We start from the raw sequence: 15806 nt of genomic DNA on the forward strand, positions 1-15806 counted from the left end.
CTATCCCCGGCTGCGCCGGCGCCAGAAAGCGGCGGCCAGCAGTCCACTGGCGAACATTGCCAGGCCGGGCCTGTCGGATCGGCAAGGCGATTGGTCACTATCTCGACAAAATGCTTTAGAATCCATCCCTTCGGCCTGGAACGAGGGGCATCACCAACAACTGTAATCCGGTAGCTTTAGCCTGTACCCCCCGCTGTAATCCCATTGACCAATAGTGATTCACCCACCATGACAAGTCTCAAAACCGCCAATACCTTCAGGAAATACCATCGCCTGCTGGGCTTCTTCCTCGCCGGCATCATGATGATTTACGCCTGCAGCGGCGTACTCATGATCTTTCGCACCACGGATTTCCTGAAATACGAGCAGCTTGAAGAGAAACAGCTCGACCCGGCACTGACCGCCGAGGAGCTGGGGCAGGCCCTGAGAATCAAGGACTTTGCGGTACAGGAAGACACCGCGGAAGCGCTGCTGTTCAAACAGGGCAGCTACGACAAGCGCAGCGGCCTGGCCAGCGTCACCAAAAAGCAGTACCCCTGGGTCCTGCAGAAGATGGTCGGCCTGCACAAGGCGACGGTCAACAGCCCGCTGTTTTTCATGAATATCTTCTTCGGCGCTGGCCTGCTGTTCTTTGCCGTGTCGGGGTTTTTCATGTTCATACCGAAGGCGCCGGCATTCCGGTCCGGCCTCAAGTTCGCCGCGGCGGGATTTACAGTGGCGCTGGCGGTGCTTCTGCTGGGCTAGCCTCCACCTCGCGGAACTGGAGCTGGTAAAGGCGCTGGTAGAGTTCCGAGCTTTGCAGCAGCTCTTCATGCGTACCGGTGGCGACAACCCGGCCGTGATCCAGGACCGCGATGCGGTCAGCGTGCTGAATCGTGGACAGGCGGTGCGCGATGATTACCGTCGTGCGGTTGTGCATCAGTTCCGCCAGGGCCAGCTGGACCTTCTGTTCGCTCTCTGAATCCAGGGCGCTGGTGGCTTCGTCCAGGAGCAGCAGGCGGGGGTTGTTGAGTATCGCCCGGGCAATCGCGATTCGCTGGCGCTGCCCGCCGGACAAGCGCACGCCTTTCTCGCCGAGATGGCTCTGGTACTGCTGTGGCAATCGCTCGATAAACTCGTGCGCGTAGGCGGCCCTGGCCGCCGCGATGACCTCCTCGTCGCTGGCGTCGAGGCGGCCATAGCGAATGTTGTAGGCCACATCGGCGGTGAACAGGGCGGGCTGTTGCGGCACCAGGGCGATTGCCGAGCGCAGGTCCCGCAGGCGGAACTGGCGAATGTCCCTGCCGCCAAACAGGATCGCCCCTTCCTGTGGGTCATAAAAACGCAGCAGCAGTTCGAATACCGTGGACTTTCCCGCCCCGGAGGGGCCGACCAGCGCCAGGCTCTTGCCCTCTTCGATATGCAGGTTGATGGCGTGGAGTGCCGCCGTGTCCGGGCGCGAGGGGTAGTGGAAAGTGAGGTTCTGCAGGGCCATGGTAGCCGGCAGGCTGGCGACATCCGCAATGGGCTGCGCCGGCTCGGCGATGTGGGATTGCACTGCCAGCAACTCCATCAGCCGTTCGGTGGCGCCACCGGCCCGCTGCAGTTCGCCGAATACCTCGGAGAGGGTGCCGACGCCGGCCGCGACGATAATGGCGTAGAACACGAACGCACCCAGTTCACCGGCGGTCATCGTGCCCTGCAACACGTCGCTGCCGCCCACCCAGAGCATGCCGGTAATGGACGCATAGACCAGCAGGATCGCCGTCAGCATCAGCAGGGCGCGCTGCCGGATGCGCCGCCGGGCAATGTGGAAGGCCCGCTCGACATCGGCGGCAAAGGCCTGGCGCTCGGCGTCCTCGCGGGTATAGCTCTGTACGGTCTTGATGTGCTGGATGGTCTCCCCGGCGTGGCTGCCGACATCCGCCACGGAATCCTGGCTCTGCCGGGAAAGCTTGCGCACCCGGCGGCCAAACAGGATGACCGGCAGTACGATCAACGGCACACAGGTGATGACGATCAGGCTGAGCTTCAGGTTGGTTATCACCAGCATCGCCAGGCCGCCGATGGTGGTCAGGGTGCTGCGCAGCGCCATGGACGCCGTGGAGCCGATGATGTTCTGCAGCAGCGTGGTGTCGGTGGTGAGTCGCGACATGATTTCGCCGCTGCGGTTGGTTTCGAAGTAGTCCGGGTGCAGCGCGACAATATGATCGAACACCGCCTTGCGCAGGTCGGCGGTCACCCGCTCGCCGATCCAGGAAACCAGGTAGAAGCGAATAAAGGTACCTGCGGACATCAGGATGATCAGGCCGATCATCACCAGGGTGATCCTGTTGAGGTTTCCCATCGAGCCCGCGACGAAGCCCTGGTCGATGAGCGCCTTTACGCCCTGGCCCAGGGTGAGGGTGATGGCCGCGGTAAACACCAGTGCGGCGGCTGCGCCTGTGGCCTGCCGTCGATAGGGCAGTATGAAAGGCATCAGCTTCTTCAAGGATGAAAGTTTTCGGGGTTTACCGCTTGCACTCATAAGCAGGCTACTTCTCAGTTGATAGTTGTATCAGCCGGCGTGTCAAATCCAGATAACCTCGTGCTTCACTGTGCGCCGATATAATTCTGTCGGGATTGCGTCACGCGAGGATGGACTTCAAGTAATTACACGTTGTCCATGATGCCAGTACCAGTGAATAATGCACGGGTAAGTCGTCAGCGAATTGGTTATTGGCGCGCCAAAAACAGAAGGTAGTTCCAGTATATTTCTCTGAAGCATATATGGTGAGCCGCTCAATAGAGAAGCGAAGAGCCGAAAGTCTTAACTCGCAGAGTATCAACACGAATAAGATTTGAGCGGATCAGTAGGAAGAGCTGCGGGGTGCGGGTGACGCGATTTGGTTGGCCGGTTTCCCGGATATGGTCCAGTTTCCCATGAAGAGGATTATGGCGAGATGAGTCCTTGCCAGGTACGCATTGACGGAAAGAGGGTAAGCGTCGCCTCCGGTCCTGATCTTTTCAGGACTTCTTCGGTACGGACTCAGGTCTATTTCTTGACCCTGCTTATATTGCATCCAGTACGAAGCCAGGTGTCTATTGGCAGTTGTCGCTATTAAATTTTACGCTTATTCCAAAGAATCTGCCGCCGTCCGCTCCGACCCCGGATTCAGCTCCGTATCCAATTCTTTCTGTAAAGCTGTCAATAAGGGGTCTCGATCAGAAATTCTCAATCCCCGATCAAGCAGTAGTTGCGCATTGTCAAAATCCTTGCGCTTAATCGCGTCCATCACCAGCCAACCATAACGGCTCACGATATCTTTTATTCCCTGCTCGGCCGCTGCATTACCTGGGTCGATTTGCATGACTTGTTGATAGTATTTCCAAGCGCTGACCTCAAAAGGAGTCAACAAATGGTCGCGATCGAGCGAGGCATTGCCAGCGGCGAGAAGTAGATCAATACGCTGTTTCAATTCCTGACTTTTTTTTGATTCATCAGCTTCAGGGAGGTTGGTTGAGGCAGCATTCGTTTCAGGTATTACAGTAGACACCGACCTTCCCGCGACGATATTCTCTGTTGATTCAACCGCGCTAGAATCGTCAGTCTCATTTAAATTGGCGCTCGCCAGATTATCTGCATGAGACGAATTTTTTGCAGTAGAGGCGGTAGAGCCGGGAGGGGCTGCAGTTCCCTTAAGGATATCTATTGATACGTTCGGTGGGAGGGAAGGTGTGGTCAGACCAGTATTTCCAGCGGGATGATCCAACTCGAGCACAGGAGATTCCTTCACTGCACTCCCCCCGAATTGCTTTCCGGCCCAGAAAGCGACGAGCATTACTATTGGGAGAGCAAACCAAAACACAGGGGTGCGCCAGTGGAGTAAGGATGCTGGTAGGTTGTTGGTTAAAGCATTAAGCCGTCTTTTCGCGCCTTTAAAAGAAGAATCCAGCTGCGTACGTTCACTACTGGAATTTTCGTCTGAAACTCCGGGGTTGGAAGAGGATCTCTTTAGCTCAAGAAAATAGGAGTCTTGGAGTATTTTCGGTGGCAAATACGTCGCGTGCTTATCTGCGTTCTCAACTAGGTCATTTTGGCCAGCAGGATCTGATGTAGATGAATTGTCAGGTAAAGGCACGTTTTTTTTTGTGGGTTTGTGGTCGTTAACCTGCTCCTCCTGCGCAGATTCAAGATTATTCTGTGCACAGTCCACGCTATCATGGTGTTTCAATGATCCGATTGAACGGGAGGCGGATAGATTCAGATTGTATTGCGATATGCGCCATAGATGGTTCTTGGACATGGGGCATTCCGCTATCTTTTGTGGCAGCGTGTCGTCGCCTAATAGAATGAATTGTAACCTGGGCCCTTGGCCCGTACGCAGATATGAGAGGGTTTTCAAGTCGTAAAGTGAAGCCGTATCCAGCTCCTCCGCGTTCTCTATTATCAAAAATGCACGTTCATAAGAACTTAAAATACTTCCCAGTAGTTTAAGCTTGGCGTCGAAGTTGCTTGGGCATTCGGCAGCATCAAAGGCTTGAAATGTACGCTGGAACAGACTCGTCTCTGAGAGATCCATGGCATCCAGGATTACCACAGGTGCAGATTGAGCTATCTGCTGGAGTAATTGCTGAAGTTGCCCCTTGCTGGCTATGTCTGCAGGCCTGATTAATAGGAATACTTCCTCGTGGCCGAGAAAAAACCCCTTCAAATGGCGCTTCAGTTCTGTGAAATCACCGTCATCGCCTCGGTCTGCTAGACTAACCGCCGGAGGATTAGCTCCTTCGGTAGATAGAGGCTTTTGTAAGTCTTTCATCCGGAATTGTGCCGTATTGGTCAGTTGGTTGAGTGTTTACTTACGCTGGCCGCTGTGCTTGGACCAAAGTAATATCGTACACTCTATCTGGATTCACCCAAATATTTAATCATAGCCTGGTTTGAGGTTTCCTTTCTCGACTTCTCAATTGTTCGAGTTGCCAGAATCTAGCGACCAGGTTGTATTCCTCATGTCGCACTGTGCTTGTATTCCCCTCTTGCTCCAAGTTTTCTGCCAGTTGTTGAATCGGGCAAAGTAGAAGTGCCTGATATTTTGTGGCGCTTGTGAAGTTTGTTTGTACAATCGCACGATCTGGTAGAACCCTTCGGCACCAGTGGTATTGGTGGCGCTGGAACAACTGGGCTTCGATCCCTGCTATCACATGGTGGAGTGTTTCCCGCGCGGTCCGGCGCACTGGCATCAGTGGGTGGATGCGCTCGCCGGCAAACCTGACTGGGACGCCCTGTTCGAAGGCTTCGCAGGGACGGTCGACTTTCCCGCCTGTACCAGTTTCTCGGGGTGCCGATACCGGATGGGCCGTTCCCCGCAAATAACGATACCGCAGCCACCCAGGAAATCATTCGCGAGATCATTGCCAGGGGGTTCGGCGACGTATTTGGCTTTTAAGGCGCCTTTTTACCGTAGTTCATGAGGCCGGAAGTTCTGGTCCCGGGCTTTTTGCGGCATGATCGATGCATTGCTGTCAGGGGAGCGGAATAGTGAAAACAATACAAAAGCTCCTTGCTTCAGGGGTGGCCCTGTTTTCGGCCAGTTCCGCGGTAGCACAAACCAGCGCCGGCTCGCTGACCTATACGCCCTCACTGGTGGGGCTGCCGGGTGGCGCTGCAGTTGAGGCAGTACCTCTCCCGGGTATCCTGCTGGTCATTATCGGGGCGTCATTGTTGCTGCTCGGTGTTCGTGCCCTGCGCAAGTACGGGCGCCGGCATTGCCTCGGTCTCCTGCTGGCGGTCTGTGGAACCGCTACGGTTTTCGCCAGCGGCACCTATATTCAGCGCGCTGTTGCCGTCGCCGCTATCATCAACCTGGGCAATTCGGCGGGGGATACCATTGAACTCCCCACTGGCGGCTTCGAATTGCTCAACACCAGCGGCGCTGAGCTGGTGATCGATTCCATCAACGTGGCCAGTGATTGTTCCTCCAACGCCCCCGCCGGTGAATGCCTGGCGGGCACGGTACTTGCCCCGCTGGAAAGCTGCTTTACCGATTTCCAATGTACACCGGCAGTCGTCGACTCGGATGGCGACGGCTTCCTGGACAATGTCGATGCCTGCCCGGCCCAGGGCGACCAGGGTTTTGGGGTGGATGGCTTCGGTTGCCCCAATCCTCCCTGAGTGCCAAGCCTTAAAGTCAATTGGGCTTCAGTGAATAGCGGCTGAAGCCTGACTGCCGGAGTTAGCCCCCGACCTTTGGGGTAATTGGCGGACCATCTCTTCAGGCAGGGGTCCAGCCGCCCCCGTTTTCCCGGTGTAGAAACCCGGACCGCTTGAGTTCGGCCATCACCCTGCTCACTGACTCCACCCGCGCGGAGACCAGCGCCGCACAATCCGGGTTGGAGGGAAGCACGAAGGCAGTCCCCCCCTTTTTGCACAGTGCGTCGATCATAAGCAGCAATTTTCGGACGCGCTCAGCCAATTGTCCTGTAGCAAGTTCCAGAAGGTGTGTGTCGGCCTGGGCCAGTTGTTCCTGCCATTGGGTCATCAGCTGCTTGCACAGAAGCGGTTGTTCGATCGCCAGCTGGTTGACCGACCGGACCGGGATCCGGCAGATATCGGCAGGCGTCAACGCCTCGGCTGTATGCTGGTAGCGGGTTTGTGTCAGCGCCTCGAGCCCTATCGTGGTGCCCGGGCCGGCGAGGCGCACACTGCGCAATTCGCCATCGGCCGTCATCAGTGAAAGCTTCACCACGCCGCGCCGAATGGAATACACATACTGGGGATTGTCTCCCAGCAAATACAGGGCAGCTCCGGCCTGGTGCCAGGAGTGGACGACCGACTGCAGCAGGTGGGTAGCCGCATCCAGGTCAACGCCCGCGAAAAGCATCCGCTGGCGCACCACGCAACTGCCACAGTCGGCATGTCGCCAGGTGTCGGCATCACAGTGCCTTGGGGTTTCCTTGCCTTTGGAAGGCCGGTTCATGGGGTCACCCGCGGTTGACTTGCATCGGTGTTGATTCTGCCATAACGCCGTTGATCTGGATCAACGAAATCGCGAATCCCGCTCAAAAAATGATCGCCGTCATTTTCCTCCAGAGAATAAATGATAGTTTCTTATCTATTGCAAATAAATTGCATTAAAAGCCATCAGTGCTTTTTTCGATCTACCGGGGATAAGGAACCTTTCGATGAATTCTTCAGTTAAGAAGCTGGCGCGCTGCGTCAAATTGGCGGTGGCGGGCTCGGCGTGTGCGCTGGTCGTCGCCTCGCCGGTCATGGCGGGCAAGATTACTTCTGTTACCACCAATGCCAAGGGTACGGGCGGCGCGGATGCCGGTATCGCCTACGGGTTTGGCGGCTGGAATCTCGACAATGTCGAAATCTATATGAGTGACGGGGAGGGCGGTTACACGACATCCACGTTCGATGAGTCATCCGGTTCCTACGATTTCGCGCCCGGCAGCGACCATACCTATTACGCAGCAGTCTCCAACGGGAGCTCTGTGGTCGGTCGTGTGATGGCGAAGGACTGGCCCATTGGGGAGCCCTCGACTATCAAGGTGATCAACGATGACCTGGAGGTCAAAAACGGACGCCCTGCCAATTGCATTATGTCCACCGCCTATATTGATGGCGCCTATCTCGACAGCACCGAAGAACCCGACCCGGTGATCTGCAGCAGTGATTACCAGACCCATAAGCGCTTCAAGGTCGCCATGCTGCCCGAGATTCTGGAAGAGGGGAACGGCAGCGTCGACCTGGTGTTCAATGTCGAGGATGAGCCCGATGCCGCGGCGCGCCAGTACGAGGTCTTCCAGAAAATCAACAACTGGACCAATCGCCGGCTGACAGGATTCACTATCGAGGTTGGTTTTGGGGTAGGCGGTGGGTTCATTTCTGCCGGAGACGCGGACCTTCGCCTCTCGGTGCCCGACACCCTGTGGGACGCCACCCAGCTGGCGAATTTCTCCGCGGGGTTGTTCGGCCCCCTGGACAATCACGGGCAGGTCGGCTTCTACGATGACAAGACCCGTGCAGGTTTCTTCATCGATGAATATGGCACCGATGCCGGCAACTTCGGTACCACCAGCCTTAACGCAACCCGGCGTCTGGGCAGTAACTATGATGAACTGCCGCGGGGCGTAGAGGCGATGAACCAGTTTGGCTACTGGCTGCCGAATAACGCGCTGCCCTACGGCATTTTCTTCGACGACGACGGCAACCCGGACACCGACGCGGTGCTGGTGGCCTGGTACGGTTACAACCCGGCGACTGAAGACCTCGGCTGGATGCGCGGCGTCGCCGACAAGTTTGTCGCCGTCGACGACGCGGTGATCGAGGGCTACGCCAACAGCCTGCTTTACACTGTGGCTGTGATCGACGACCTGGTCAACGTGGGCCTCAACTACATCGTGACTGTAGGCGATATCGAAACATTCCCCGGCGAGGCATTTACCATCCGCATATCACCCACAGCCTTGCCTGAGGACGATCCGGAGGCGGCTTTCCCGCCCTACGTAGTTGAAGATCCGGCAGGCTCCGGGGTGTACACCCAGGTGACTCCCGAGCCCTGGTTGGCCTACGGTGCGGAAGCATCTGTCATGCTGCAACCCGGCCCGGTCTTCGAAATCGGGGAGATGCTCACAGCAAGGGTGGGTGACGCCGCTGCCGACCTCGACCCCACGGCTATCGATGAAGTGAATGTCGACATATCCGTTGGTGGGGAATTTGCGGAGACGGTAACCCTGTACGAACTGGGTGAGGATCGCGGTGTGTTTGCGGCCCTCCTGCCCTCCAGTTACGGAGAAGACGCCGAACCAGGTACAGTGATCTCCATGGCCTACACTACCTCGGACGAAGATTTGCTGACGGCGACTACGACAGCGGTAGAACCCGCAGATCCCCCGGTCTCCTACGACCTGTCAGTGCTCAGCGTTGACGCGCCGGAGTCGGTCCTCAACGGGCTGTCCAGGACCATCAAGGTACGGATCGAGAACGATCACCAGACCCTGGAATCTGCTTCCGGTGTGGTCCGCCTGACCGGACTCGCCAGTGACGGTACCGAGTACAGCTTCGCCGACGTTGCGTTCACCCTTGACCCCGGCAGCAAGGACCTGGCGACCTTCCGCTGGACCGCCAGTCTGGCCGATCCCGCGGTAGCGCAAACTGTTGAGTGGACCGCAGGCATTTACGTGGCGCCGGAACTGAATGACGGTATCCTGGTCGACGCAATGACTGCTACATCGACGGTAACACCGAAACTGCCGAAAAAAGCTGCCAAGTAGATCTACCTGGTTGAAGCCTGCGGGTCATAGCGATGGCCCGCAGGTCTTTTTCCACGGCGACTGAACTCACCCGACAGTGGTCCACTTACGATTTATGGAACCCTCACCATCACCACGCTGCCCTTGACGCCGTTGGCGCTGACCCGGTACCTGCCCGCGGCGGTGCCGCGATCCTGGGAGAATTGCACCGGGAGCTCGATACTGAAACCCTCTACTACCAGTTCTCCCTCCGCGAAACAATTCGCGGCGGTTTTGATCTGGCCGGAATCGGGTGTGGTGCTCCCGCGATCGGGGTCGTAACAGGTACTCACGCCGGCATTGATCGTGCCGTTGCTGTTCAGCTTCAGGCGGCAGGAATTGCCGTCGGAAAAGGCCAGCTCCCAGAAGCCGGTCATCTGCGGCGCTGTACAGGCGGCGTAGCCGCTCGGGCTCAGGCCCAGTGCCAGGCCAAAGAGTGATGCCAGGGTTGCTCTCTTGCAAATCATGTTCAGTACTCCTCTCGCCGTGGTTTGCGTGATAACGCCAGGTCCCTGGCGGCCAGTTCGCATTGCCGATCCCTGTCGATAGATACGATAGTGGCTTCCAGCAGCGCCCGCCTGATGGATTCAATATGTTGTCTTACGCAACCTTACGGACTATGTTTACTATAAATAACAGCAAGTTAAGGTCATTCAGGATTGCCTGACCCGATCTGCGCTGCCGCCAAAGCTTGATCAGGACAGTTGATCGATGCCCTCATCAACCGATACAAGCATTGCTTCGAGCCACGCCGCGTCCACTTTCGGTCTCGGATGCTGGCGGGTGGACCCGAATCGCAATGTGATCAGCCGGGAGGGTAGTGAAAAGCGTCTCGAGAACCGCCTGATGCAAACCCTGGTATTTCTCTGTGAGCGCCAGGGCCAGGTGATCCAGCGCGGGGATTTTTTCAATGTGGTCTGGCGGGGCCGGGTGGTCAACGACGAGGCCCTGTCGCGCGCGATATCGCTGCTGCGCACGGCGCTGGAAGACGATGCCGCCAGGCCGGAATATATCAAGACGGTACCCGGCATCGGCTACATGCTGATAGCGCCGGTGGCGGCATCCGCAAGCGCCAGCATCGCTCCCGGTTTGCCCCCTGCCGAGCCCGGCGAAGACAGTTCCATTGCTGTGCTGCCTTTCGTCAACCTCAGCAACGATCCCGGCAACGAGTATCTGTCCGATGGAATCTCCGAGGAGATTATCAACTCACTGGTGCAGATACCGGATTTCAGGGTCGTTGGCCGGACATCGTCTTTCGCATTCAAGGGCGTCAACGATGACCTGCGCAAGGTCGGGCATGCACTGGGCGTGTCGCATGTGCTGGAGGGGTCACTGCGACTGTCCGGTGACCTTATCCGGGTGACCGCACAGCTGATCAAGGCCGACGACGGTTTCCACCTGTGGTCGAAAAACTTCCAGTGCGAGCTGCAGGATATTTTCGCCATACAGGACGCAATAGCCGCCGGCGTGGCGGAGGAAATGAAGCGCAGCCTGTTGGGTGTGGCTGGCAGGGTGCGGGAAACCAGCGTCGATGCCTACTCACTGTATCTGCAGGGCGTCTACCTGCTGCGGTCGGGCGAGGTGGACAAACTGCCCAGGGCACTGGCCGTATTTCGCGAGGTCACGCAGCTGGACCCCGACTATGCGCCGGCGTGGGTCAGCCTTGCAGATACCTACTGGTACCTGACCAGCTACGGCATGGTGCCGCGGGCCGAGGCCATGGTCCTGGCGGACGCTGCCTGCGAGCGGGCGCTCTCGCTCGACGAGTCACTGGCGGAGGCGCACACCTGCAAGGCCAACCTGTGCATTGCCTTCAGCTGCGACTGGGCGCGGGCCGGGGTGGCCATCGAGCGGGCGTTGCAGCTGGCGCCGGGCCATTCCGGGGCCGCGCTGAATGCGGGCAACCTGGCGCGGACCCTGGGAGATTTCCCGAAGGCGGTGGCCTACTTCAAGCAGGCTGTCGCCAGCGACCCGCTGAACATGACCGGTCACATCTGGTTGGCCAATACTTACCTGGCCCTGGGTTCATACGCTGAGGCCAGCGCAATCATTCACAAGGCGCTGGACCTGAATCCCCGGCGCGTCGTATTGAATACGATTCTGGTGAACATCCTGCTGTGCCAGCAGCAATATGGCGCTGCCTACGAGAGAGCCCTGCTGGAACCCGAGGGGTTCTGGCACGACTTCTCCATGGTGATGTGTCTCTACCACCTGCAACGCACCGCGGAGGCCGACGCCCGCTTTGCCGCGCTGGTCGAGGCCAATGAAGATGAGGCGCCCTTCCAGATCGCCGAGATCCATTGCGTGCGAGGAGACTACGACAGGGCATTTGTTTACCTGGACCTTGCCTGCAAACTGCACGACAACGGTCTCGTGCAGATACTCGCGAGCACGTGGTTGCGGCCGTTGCACGGGGATTCCCGGTGGCCGGCGGTTCTGCGGCGCTTGAACATCCCGTGGAAGGATGGGTGCGGCAGTTAAATCTTCTTGCTTCGCGGTTCTGGTATGCTCAGGCCGCCAGTGTTGCCGAATTGAATAGCGTGTAGCCAGCCCGGTTCCGGACAGTTCGGCAACCCGTCGTCCACGACACAACGCGCATGGAGATTCGGTTCAGATGCTGAGAATTGCCCGCAAAGTCCACCGCTGGCTGTCCTACATCGTATTTATTCAGGTTTCCCTGTGGATACTGGGCGGCCTGGTCTTCGCTGCGCTCCCCTTCGACTCGCTGGTGAAAGGCGGCGCGCTGGTGTCGCCGCCGGGGAAGACTGCGCTGCCCGCGAATTGGCCTGGCCTTCTCGAACAGCCCGCAGCCGCAGCCGCTGGACCGGTATTGCGGGTGGAGGCCACCTCAAGCGCCCAGGGTGATCTCGTGATGGTTGAGGGCGAAGAGAAAACCCTATGGCTGTCCGCCGCGGATGGCCGGGAGGCGCCCGGCCCATCAGCTGAGCAGATTACCGCCTACGCTTCCTCGATTTACACTGGACACGGCCACCACAGCACAACGCAGTATGTCGACGATACCCGCTACCGGGTCCTGGGACTGGTCGATGAGCTCTATGGCCGCACCGGCGTCTGGCAGGCCAACTTCGACGACGCCTTCAATACCCGGCTCTACTTCGATGGCGCGACCGGGCGCTACCTCACCGTGCGCAACGACCTGTGGGTGCTGTACGACGCCATGTGGCGGCTGCACATCATGGATTACCGCGGCGGGGAGGACTTCAATAACAAACTGTTGCTGGTCTTCGCTGTGCTGGGTGCCGCTTTTGCGATCTCCGGGGTGGTGCTGACCTGGCAGGCATTGCGGCGCAGTACGCTACGCCGGTTACGCCCGGCCCGTTAGCCGCACAGTTGCCGGGGAGAGCAACGGAGACTCGACTGATTTCAGCCCTTTTGGACAGAAGGTTGTTATTGAATGTAAGGAGACTTAAGCAGGATTGCCCAGTAATTTTTCAAAGTCGGTTCTCCAGATCATCCCAGTGCACCTGAGCAAGGCGTAAAAAAACAGGAGTGGGATCGCAACTGATTTCAGCAGAACTGAAATCAGCAATAGCCACGCGTTCTCGGTGAAATCATCCAGTTTGCTATCCAGGCCATTGAGCTTGCTCTGGATTACACCGATATCGGGTGCGTCCGGGATGCGGTCCCACACAGTGCAAGCCTCACCCCGGGTACGCTTGTTGATACACTCAAGATTGGCGCGTTGGTCTTCCAGTTTTTCCTGATAACCAGTTATGCGCTCCTCAATATCCACCTTTTCCTGCTCCCGCATCCTCAGTTCCTGAAAATGGCTTTTGGTAGTGTCAGAACAGGTCGGAGATGCGACGGGCGCCTTCACAGAGAAGCGGCATACCGTGTCCTCACCTTCGAGTTGCTGCGCGAGTCGAGCGCGGGCATCGGAAATTTCCAGTTCCTTATCGCTGAGTTTCCCGGCGCCGGTTTCGATAAGCGCATTTAGCGCGTCTATTTGCCCTTGAGTACGTTTAGCCAGTTCAGAAAAGTCTGATTGGTTTGTGGCGATATCCTTGACCGTTCGCAAATCGCTTTCAAAGGTCTGCATCGATTCATGGCGTTGCTTGTCGATGGGGTCAAGGAGTGCAGCGTCAACCCAGCTATTGGCAATAACGACAAGGCCGAGTGCGAATCGTACAAACGCGACGATCAGGAAGGTTTTCAGTAGAGGCGCGAATGTGCGGGCTTGCAGGGTGACTATTCCAAGGCCGGTCAGGACGGCTATGCCGCTAAACACGTAGTTAAAGATGCTGCTGGAAACCAGTAGTAGCAGCACCTTCTGGGCGGCGATTGCACCAAGTGCGAATAGCACGACCGTTGAAAAGCGTTCGATCAGGTCATTGACCGGGTCGAGAACCTCGCCAATCGCGAAAGTAACGAAAGGGAGGTCGAGTTCGGTTCCCTGGAGAACAGAGACCAGGGCATTGATGCCTCTGGCGGTTGCGTAGATCGCACCGGTTGTCGCCAGTGCCCCGTCGAGATTCCCGTTTGCCAGCTTGTCGACGCCGCCAGTCAGGGCAAGGGCGGAGAGCGCAAGCAAAACAAGGATACAAAATATTTTCAGCGGTGTGAGGGAAAGCTTCATCAAGTTCCTTCTCCGGATATCACAGCGGAAGCAGTAATTTCGGTGGAGTGTTCGTAGCTAACCATAGTTCATTGGCCGGAAACCAGGTTGCCCGAAGGGGATGTGCTTCCTGTATTCGCCAGAGTGTGGTCGATAAATCTGTGGGACCCGGGTAACAAGTGACAAGTGGCTATTTTATGTTGTGGCCTGTCTTATCGGGTTGCCGGGCCTGCTTCGGGGAATCCCCTATCGCACACTGTAGTCCTTGCCTTCCAGGCAGGCTCGCATGGCGCGCTGGTAGTCATCACGCTTCTGGCTGGCCTCGGCCGCGCTGAGGTTAGTGGGCGGCTGCGTGGGGTCGTATTGGGTCTGATTGCGGCTCCAGACGTGGCACTGGTAGCGGTCCTCGGTGATCTGCTCTTCGCTCTGGCCTTTTTTCGGGTAGACGAACAATTCGTCGCTCACCGTCGGCAGTTGCTGTGACTCGGCCCCGGCGGGCGCTTGCACCACCTGGTACCCGTTACTCTGGGGCCGCCAGACATAGTAGACGTCGTTAGCGTAATAGTAGGTAGCGCCACCCAGCCAGATAGTCGTGTAGTAGGGTGGGAGGATCGGCACGAAGATGCCGATGGGCGGTGCGATGACCTGGAACTGGGCGCCGGCAGAGCGATACCAGATGCCACTGAGATAGAAATAGGGGACATCGTGGTAAACGATGCGCTGGTAGTGACCGGGGATGTATGGAGCGACATACCCGGGACGTGGATAATAACGATTGTGGTGAAAACGATCGTCGTAGCGGTAGAAATCGCCGGGTGGCTTCTGGCGCGTCTGGGCCGGGGGTGGCCTGTTGTGAACTGCACCCGGATTGTTGTTTTTCCCCGGGGACGCGCCGCCGGGATCAGCCTGGTTGTACGGGGTGTAAAGGAGCAATGCGGCAGTCAATGCTGCTACCGCGGTCCTTCCTGAGATAAACAACTGTTTCATGGCATCTATCCGATATTCTGAAACCATTGGCCGATCATCATCGGACGACGTAACCCTTGCCTTCGAGGCAGGCCGTCATGGCCCGACGATAATCCCTCGCCAGCATATCGACACGGGCGTATTTCTCGTAGTTCACCTGCTCGGTCATTTTCTCTGCCTGCGCCTGCCGGCTGGCGTCCGCGGCAGTACCGATCATGGCTCCCGCAATGGCACCCAGGATGGCGCCTTCCTCGCGGCTGCCGTGACCGGCCAGAATGGAGCCGGCTATGGCGCCGGTAACCGCTCCCGCGGCTGTGCCGGTTCCCGGCGGCGGCTCCGGCACTACCTCGACGCGCTGGTGCGGGGCCAGTTGGGCAACCGACGGATCAAACCCCGACTGCTTTACGGCCCACAGGTAACACTCGTACCGGTCCTTGTCCTGCTGTTCCTCGCTCTGGCCCCGGGTGGGGTAAAAATAGATCTTTGTGGCTTCCAGCTGGGTGGGTGCAGGCGCGGGTGCTGGTACCGTCCGGGCCGGGTAGGTGGGGGACGTGCAGCTGATCACCAGCAGGCAGGCCAGCAATGAGAGCGCCAGGCGCGTATAGATCACGTTGCGACAGCCACAGGTCGGGAGCATGGGTTCGTCCTTCAAAGCAAAGCCTAATTTGGCCTTTTTGACGTAATGGCGAAATGATCTGCGTCAATAGTTGCTCAATCAGGATAGAACAGTTCGGGATTGTCTACATAGAACCGGCACGGACAGGGGCAAGCTGAACTGAGTCGTCAAGCCGCCCCGCGCGTCTTCGGTGCCTCGCTCAGGCGCGAACTCGGCGCCGCACAACCCCCAGAAGTCCCAGCCAGGTCAGGAAGAGCCCGGCGAGTGGCGTGCTGCGCATGCTGGTAATGCGCGGGCGATTCCCCGGCTACGCCAGCCACGAGGAAATGCGCAAAATGTCCTGTTTACGCGCCCGGTACCTGCCGGTCTAGAATGGGCGGTATCTTTCCGTTT

Annotated in this window: 13 protein-coding genes; 6 read left to right on the forward strand and 7 right to left on the reverse strand. The window is 57.9% G+C overall.

What is annotated here, in order from left to right:
• Nucleotides 1-228: 228 nt before the first annotated feature.
• Nucleotides 229-744 (forward strand): PepSY domain-containing protein, encoded by a 516-nt coding sequence (locus ACNKU3_RS18085; RefSeq protein ID WP_418260961.1) that lies wholly within the window; start codon nt 229-231, stop codon nt 742-744.
• On the opposite strand, the gene ACNKU3_RS18090 is transcribed toward ACNKU3_RS18085, so the two are convergent.
• Together ACNKU3_RS18090 and ACNKU3_RS18095 are read right to left on the reverse strand one after the other, a co-directional pair.
• On the reverse strand, nt 710-2506 hold the full coding sequence (locus ACNKU3_RS18090; RefSeq protein WP_418260962.1) for an ABC transporter transmembrane domain-containing protein: 1797 nt from the start codon (nt 2504-2506) through the stop codon (nt 710-712). The genes ACNKU3_RS18085 and ACNKU3_RS18090 overlap by 35 nt on opposite strands.
• Before the next feature lie 586 nt (nt 2507-3092).
• On the reverse strand, nt 3093-4778 hold the full coding sequence (locus tag ACNKU3_RS18095) for a hypothetical protein (RefSeq protein ID WP_418260963.1): 1686 nt from the start codon (nt 4776-4778) through the stop codon (nt 3093-3095).
• Between the two features lie 343 nt (nt 4779-5121).
• Here ACNKU3_RS18095 and ACNKU3_RS18100 point away from each other — a divergent pair, with 343 nt between their 5' ends.
• Together ACNKU3_RS18100 and ACNKU3_RS18105 are read left to right on the forward strand one after the other, a co-directional pair.
• Complete coding sequence (locus ACNKU3_RS18100; protein ID WP_418260964.1) at nt 5122-5430, forward strand: sulfotransferase; 309 nt, start codon at nt 5122-5124, stop codon at nt 5428-5430.
• Between the two features lie 67 nt (nt 5431-5497).
• Nucleotides 5498-6130 carry a midcut-by-XrtH protein gene (locus ACNKU3_RS18105; RefSeq protein ID WP_418260965.1) on the forward strand — a complete coding sequence of 211 codons (633 nt, stop codon included), beginning with the start codon at nt 5498-5500 and terminating at the stop codon, nt 6128-6130.
• 100 nt (nt 6131-6230) lie between these two features.
• Here ACNKU3_RS18105 and ACNKU3_RS18110 read toward each other — a convergent pair whose 3' ends face one another.
• Nucleotides 6231-6935 carry a Crp/Fnr family transcriptional regulator gene (locus ACNKU3_RS18110; RefSeq protein ID WP_418260966.1) on the reverse strand — a complete coding sequence of 235 codons (705 nt, stop codon included), beginning with the start codon at nt 6933-6935 and terminating at the stop codon, nt 6231-6233.
• Nucleotides 6936-7140: 205 nt separating this feature from the next.
• Between ACNKU3_RS18110 and ACNKU3_RS18115 the strand changes: the two genes are divergently transcribed.
• A complete protein-coding gene (locus ACNKU3_RS18115) occupies nt 7141-9237 on the forward strand; it encodes a choice-of-anchor F family protein (protein ID WP_418260967.1) in 2097 nt (698 codons plus the stop codon).
• A gap of 92 nt (nt 9238-9329) precedes the next feature.
• Here ACNKU3_RS18115 and ACNKU3_RS18120 read toward each other — a convergent pair whose 3' ends face one another.
• A complete protein-coding gene (locus ACNKU3_RS18120) occupies nt 9330-9722 on the reverse strand; it encodes a hypothetical protein (protein WP_418260968.1) in 393 nt (130 codons plus the stop codon).
• A 244-nt stretch (nt 9723-9966) separates the two neighbouring features.
• On the opposite strand from ACNKU3_RS18120, the gene ACNKU3_RS18125 reads away from it, so the two are divergent.
• Nucleotides 9967-11736, forward strand: a complete 1770-nt coding sequence (locus tag ACNKU3_RS18125) for a tetratricopeptide repeat protein (protein ID WP_418260969.1) — start codon at nt 9967-9969, stop codon at nt 11734-11736.
• A gap of 133 nt (nt 11737-11869) precedes the next feature.
• On the forward strand, nt 11870-12598 hold the full coding sequence (locus ACNKU3_RS18130) for a hypothetical protein (RefSeq protein WP_418260970.1): 729 nt from the start codon (nt 11870-11872) through the stop codon (nt 12596-12598).
• An 84-nt stretch (nt 12599-12682) separates the two neighbouring features.
• Here the strand turns inward: ACNKU3_RS18130 and ACNKU3_RS18135 are convergent, their stop codons facing one another.
• From ACNKU3_RS18135 to ACNKU3_RS18145, 3 genes are all read right to left on the reverse strand, one after another.
• Nucleotides 12683-13852 (reverse strand): hypothetical protein, encoded by a 1170-nt coding sequence (locus ACNKU3_RS18135; protein ID WP_418260971.1) that lies wholly within the window; start codon nt 13850-13852, stop codon nt 12683-12685.
• Nucleotides 13853-14077: 225 nt separating this feature from the next.
• Nucleotides 14078-14776 (reverse strand): DUF6515 family protein, encoded by a 699-nt coding sequence (locus ACNKU3_RS18140; protein ID WP_418260972.1) that lies wholly within the window; start codon nt 14774-14776, stop codon nt 14078-14080.
• Between the two features lie 79 nt (nt 14777-14855).
• Entirely contained in the window at nt 14856-15434 is a 579-nt protein-coding gene (locus ACNKU3_RS18145) for a glycine zipper 2TM domain-containing protein (protein ID WP_418260973.1), read from the reverse strand.
• Between the last annotated feature and the right edge of the window lie 372 nt (nt 15435-15806).

The sequence above is a fragment of the Haliea sp. E17 genome (genome assembly GCF_048323675.1).
Taxonomy (GTDB): Bacteria; Pseudomonadota; Gammaproteobacteria; order Pseudomonadales; family Halieaceae; genus Mangrovimicrobium.

Excerpts from the sequence above, each read along its gene's own strand:
- ACNKU3_RS18110 (WP_418260966.1), bottom strand. The coding sequence starts at position 6,935 with ATGAACCGGCCTTCCAAAGGCAAGGAAACCCCAAGGCACTGTGATGCC.
- ACNKU3_RS18130 (WP_418260970.1), top strand. The coding sequence starts at position 11,870 with ATGCTGAGAATTGCCCGCAAAGTCCACCGCTGGCTGTCCTACATCGTA.
- ACNKU3_RS18145 (WP_418260973.1), bottom strand. The coding sequence starts at position 15,434 with ATGCTCCCGACCTGTGGCTGTCGCAACGTGATCTATACGCGCCTGGCG.
- ACNKU3_RS18095 (WP_418260963.1), bottom strand. The coding sequence starts at position 4,778 with ATGAAAGACTTACAAAAGCCTCTATCTACCGAAGGAGCTAATCCTCCG.
- ACNKU3_RS18115 (WP_418260967.1), top strand. The coding sequence starts at position 7,141 with ATGAATTCTTCAGTTAAGAAGCTGGCGCGCTGCGTCAAATTGGCGGTG.
- ACNKU3_RS18135 (WP_418260971.1), bottom strand. The coding sequence starts at position 13,852 with ATGAAGCTTTCCCTCACACCGCTGAAAATATTTTGTATCCTTGTTTTG.
- ACNKU3_RS18120 (WP_418260968.1), bottom strand. The coding sequence starts at position 9,722 with ATGATTTGCAAGAGAGCAACCCTGGCATCACTCTTTGGCCTGGCACTG.
- ACNKU3_RS18090 (WP_418260962.1), bottom strand. The coding sequence starts at position 2,506 with ATGAGTGCAAGCGGTAAACCCCGAAAACTTTCATCCTTGAAGAAGCTG.
- ACNKU3_RS18125 (WP_418260969.1), top strand. The coding sequence starts at position 9,967 with ATGCCCTCATCAACCGATACAAGCATTGCTTCGAGCCACGCCGCGTCC.
- ACNKU3_RS18085 (WP_418260961.1), top strand. The coding sequence starts at position 229 with ATGACAAGTCTCAAAACCGCCAATACCTTCAGGAAATACCATCGCCTG.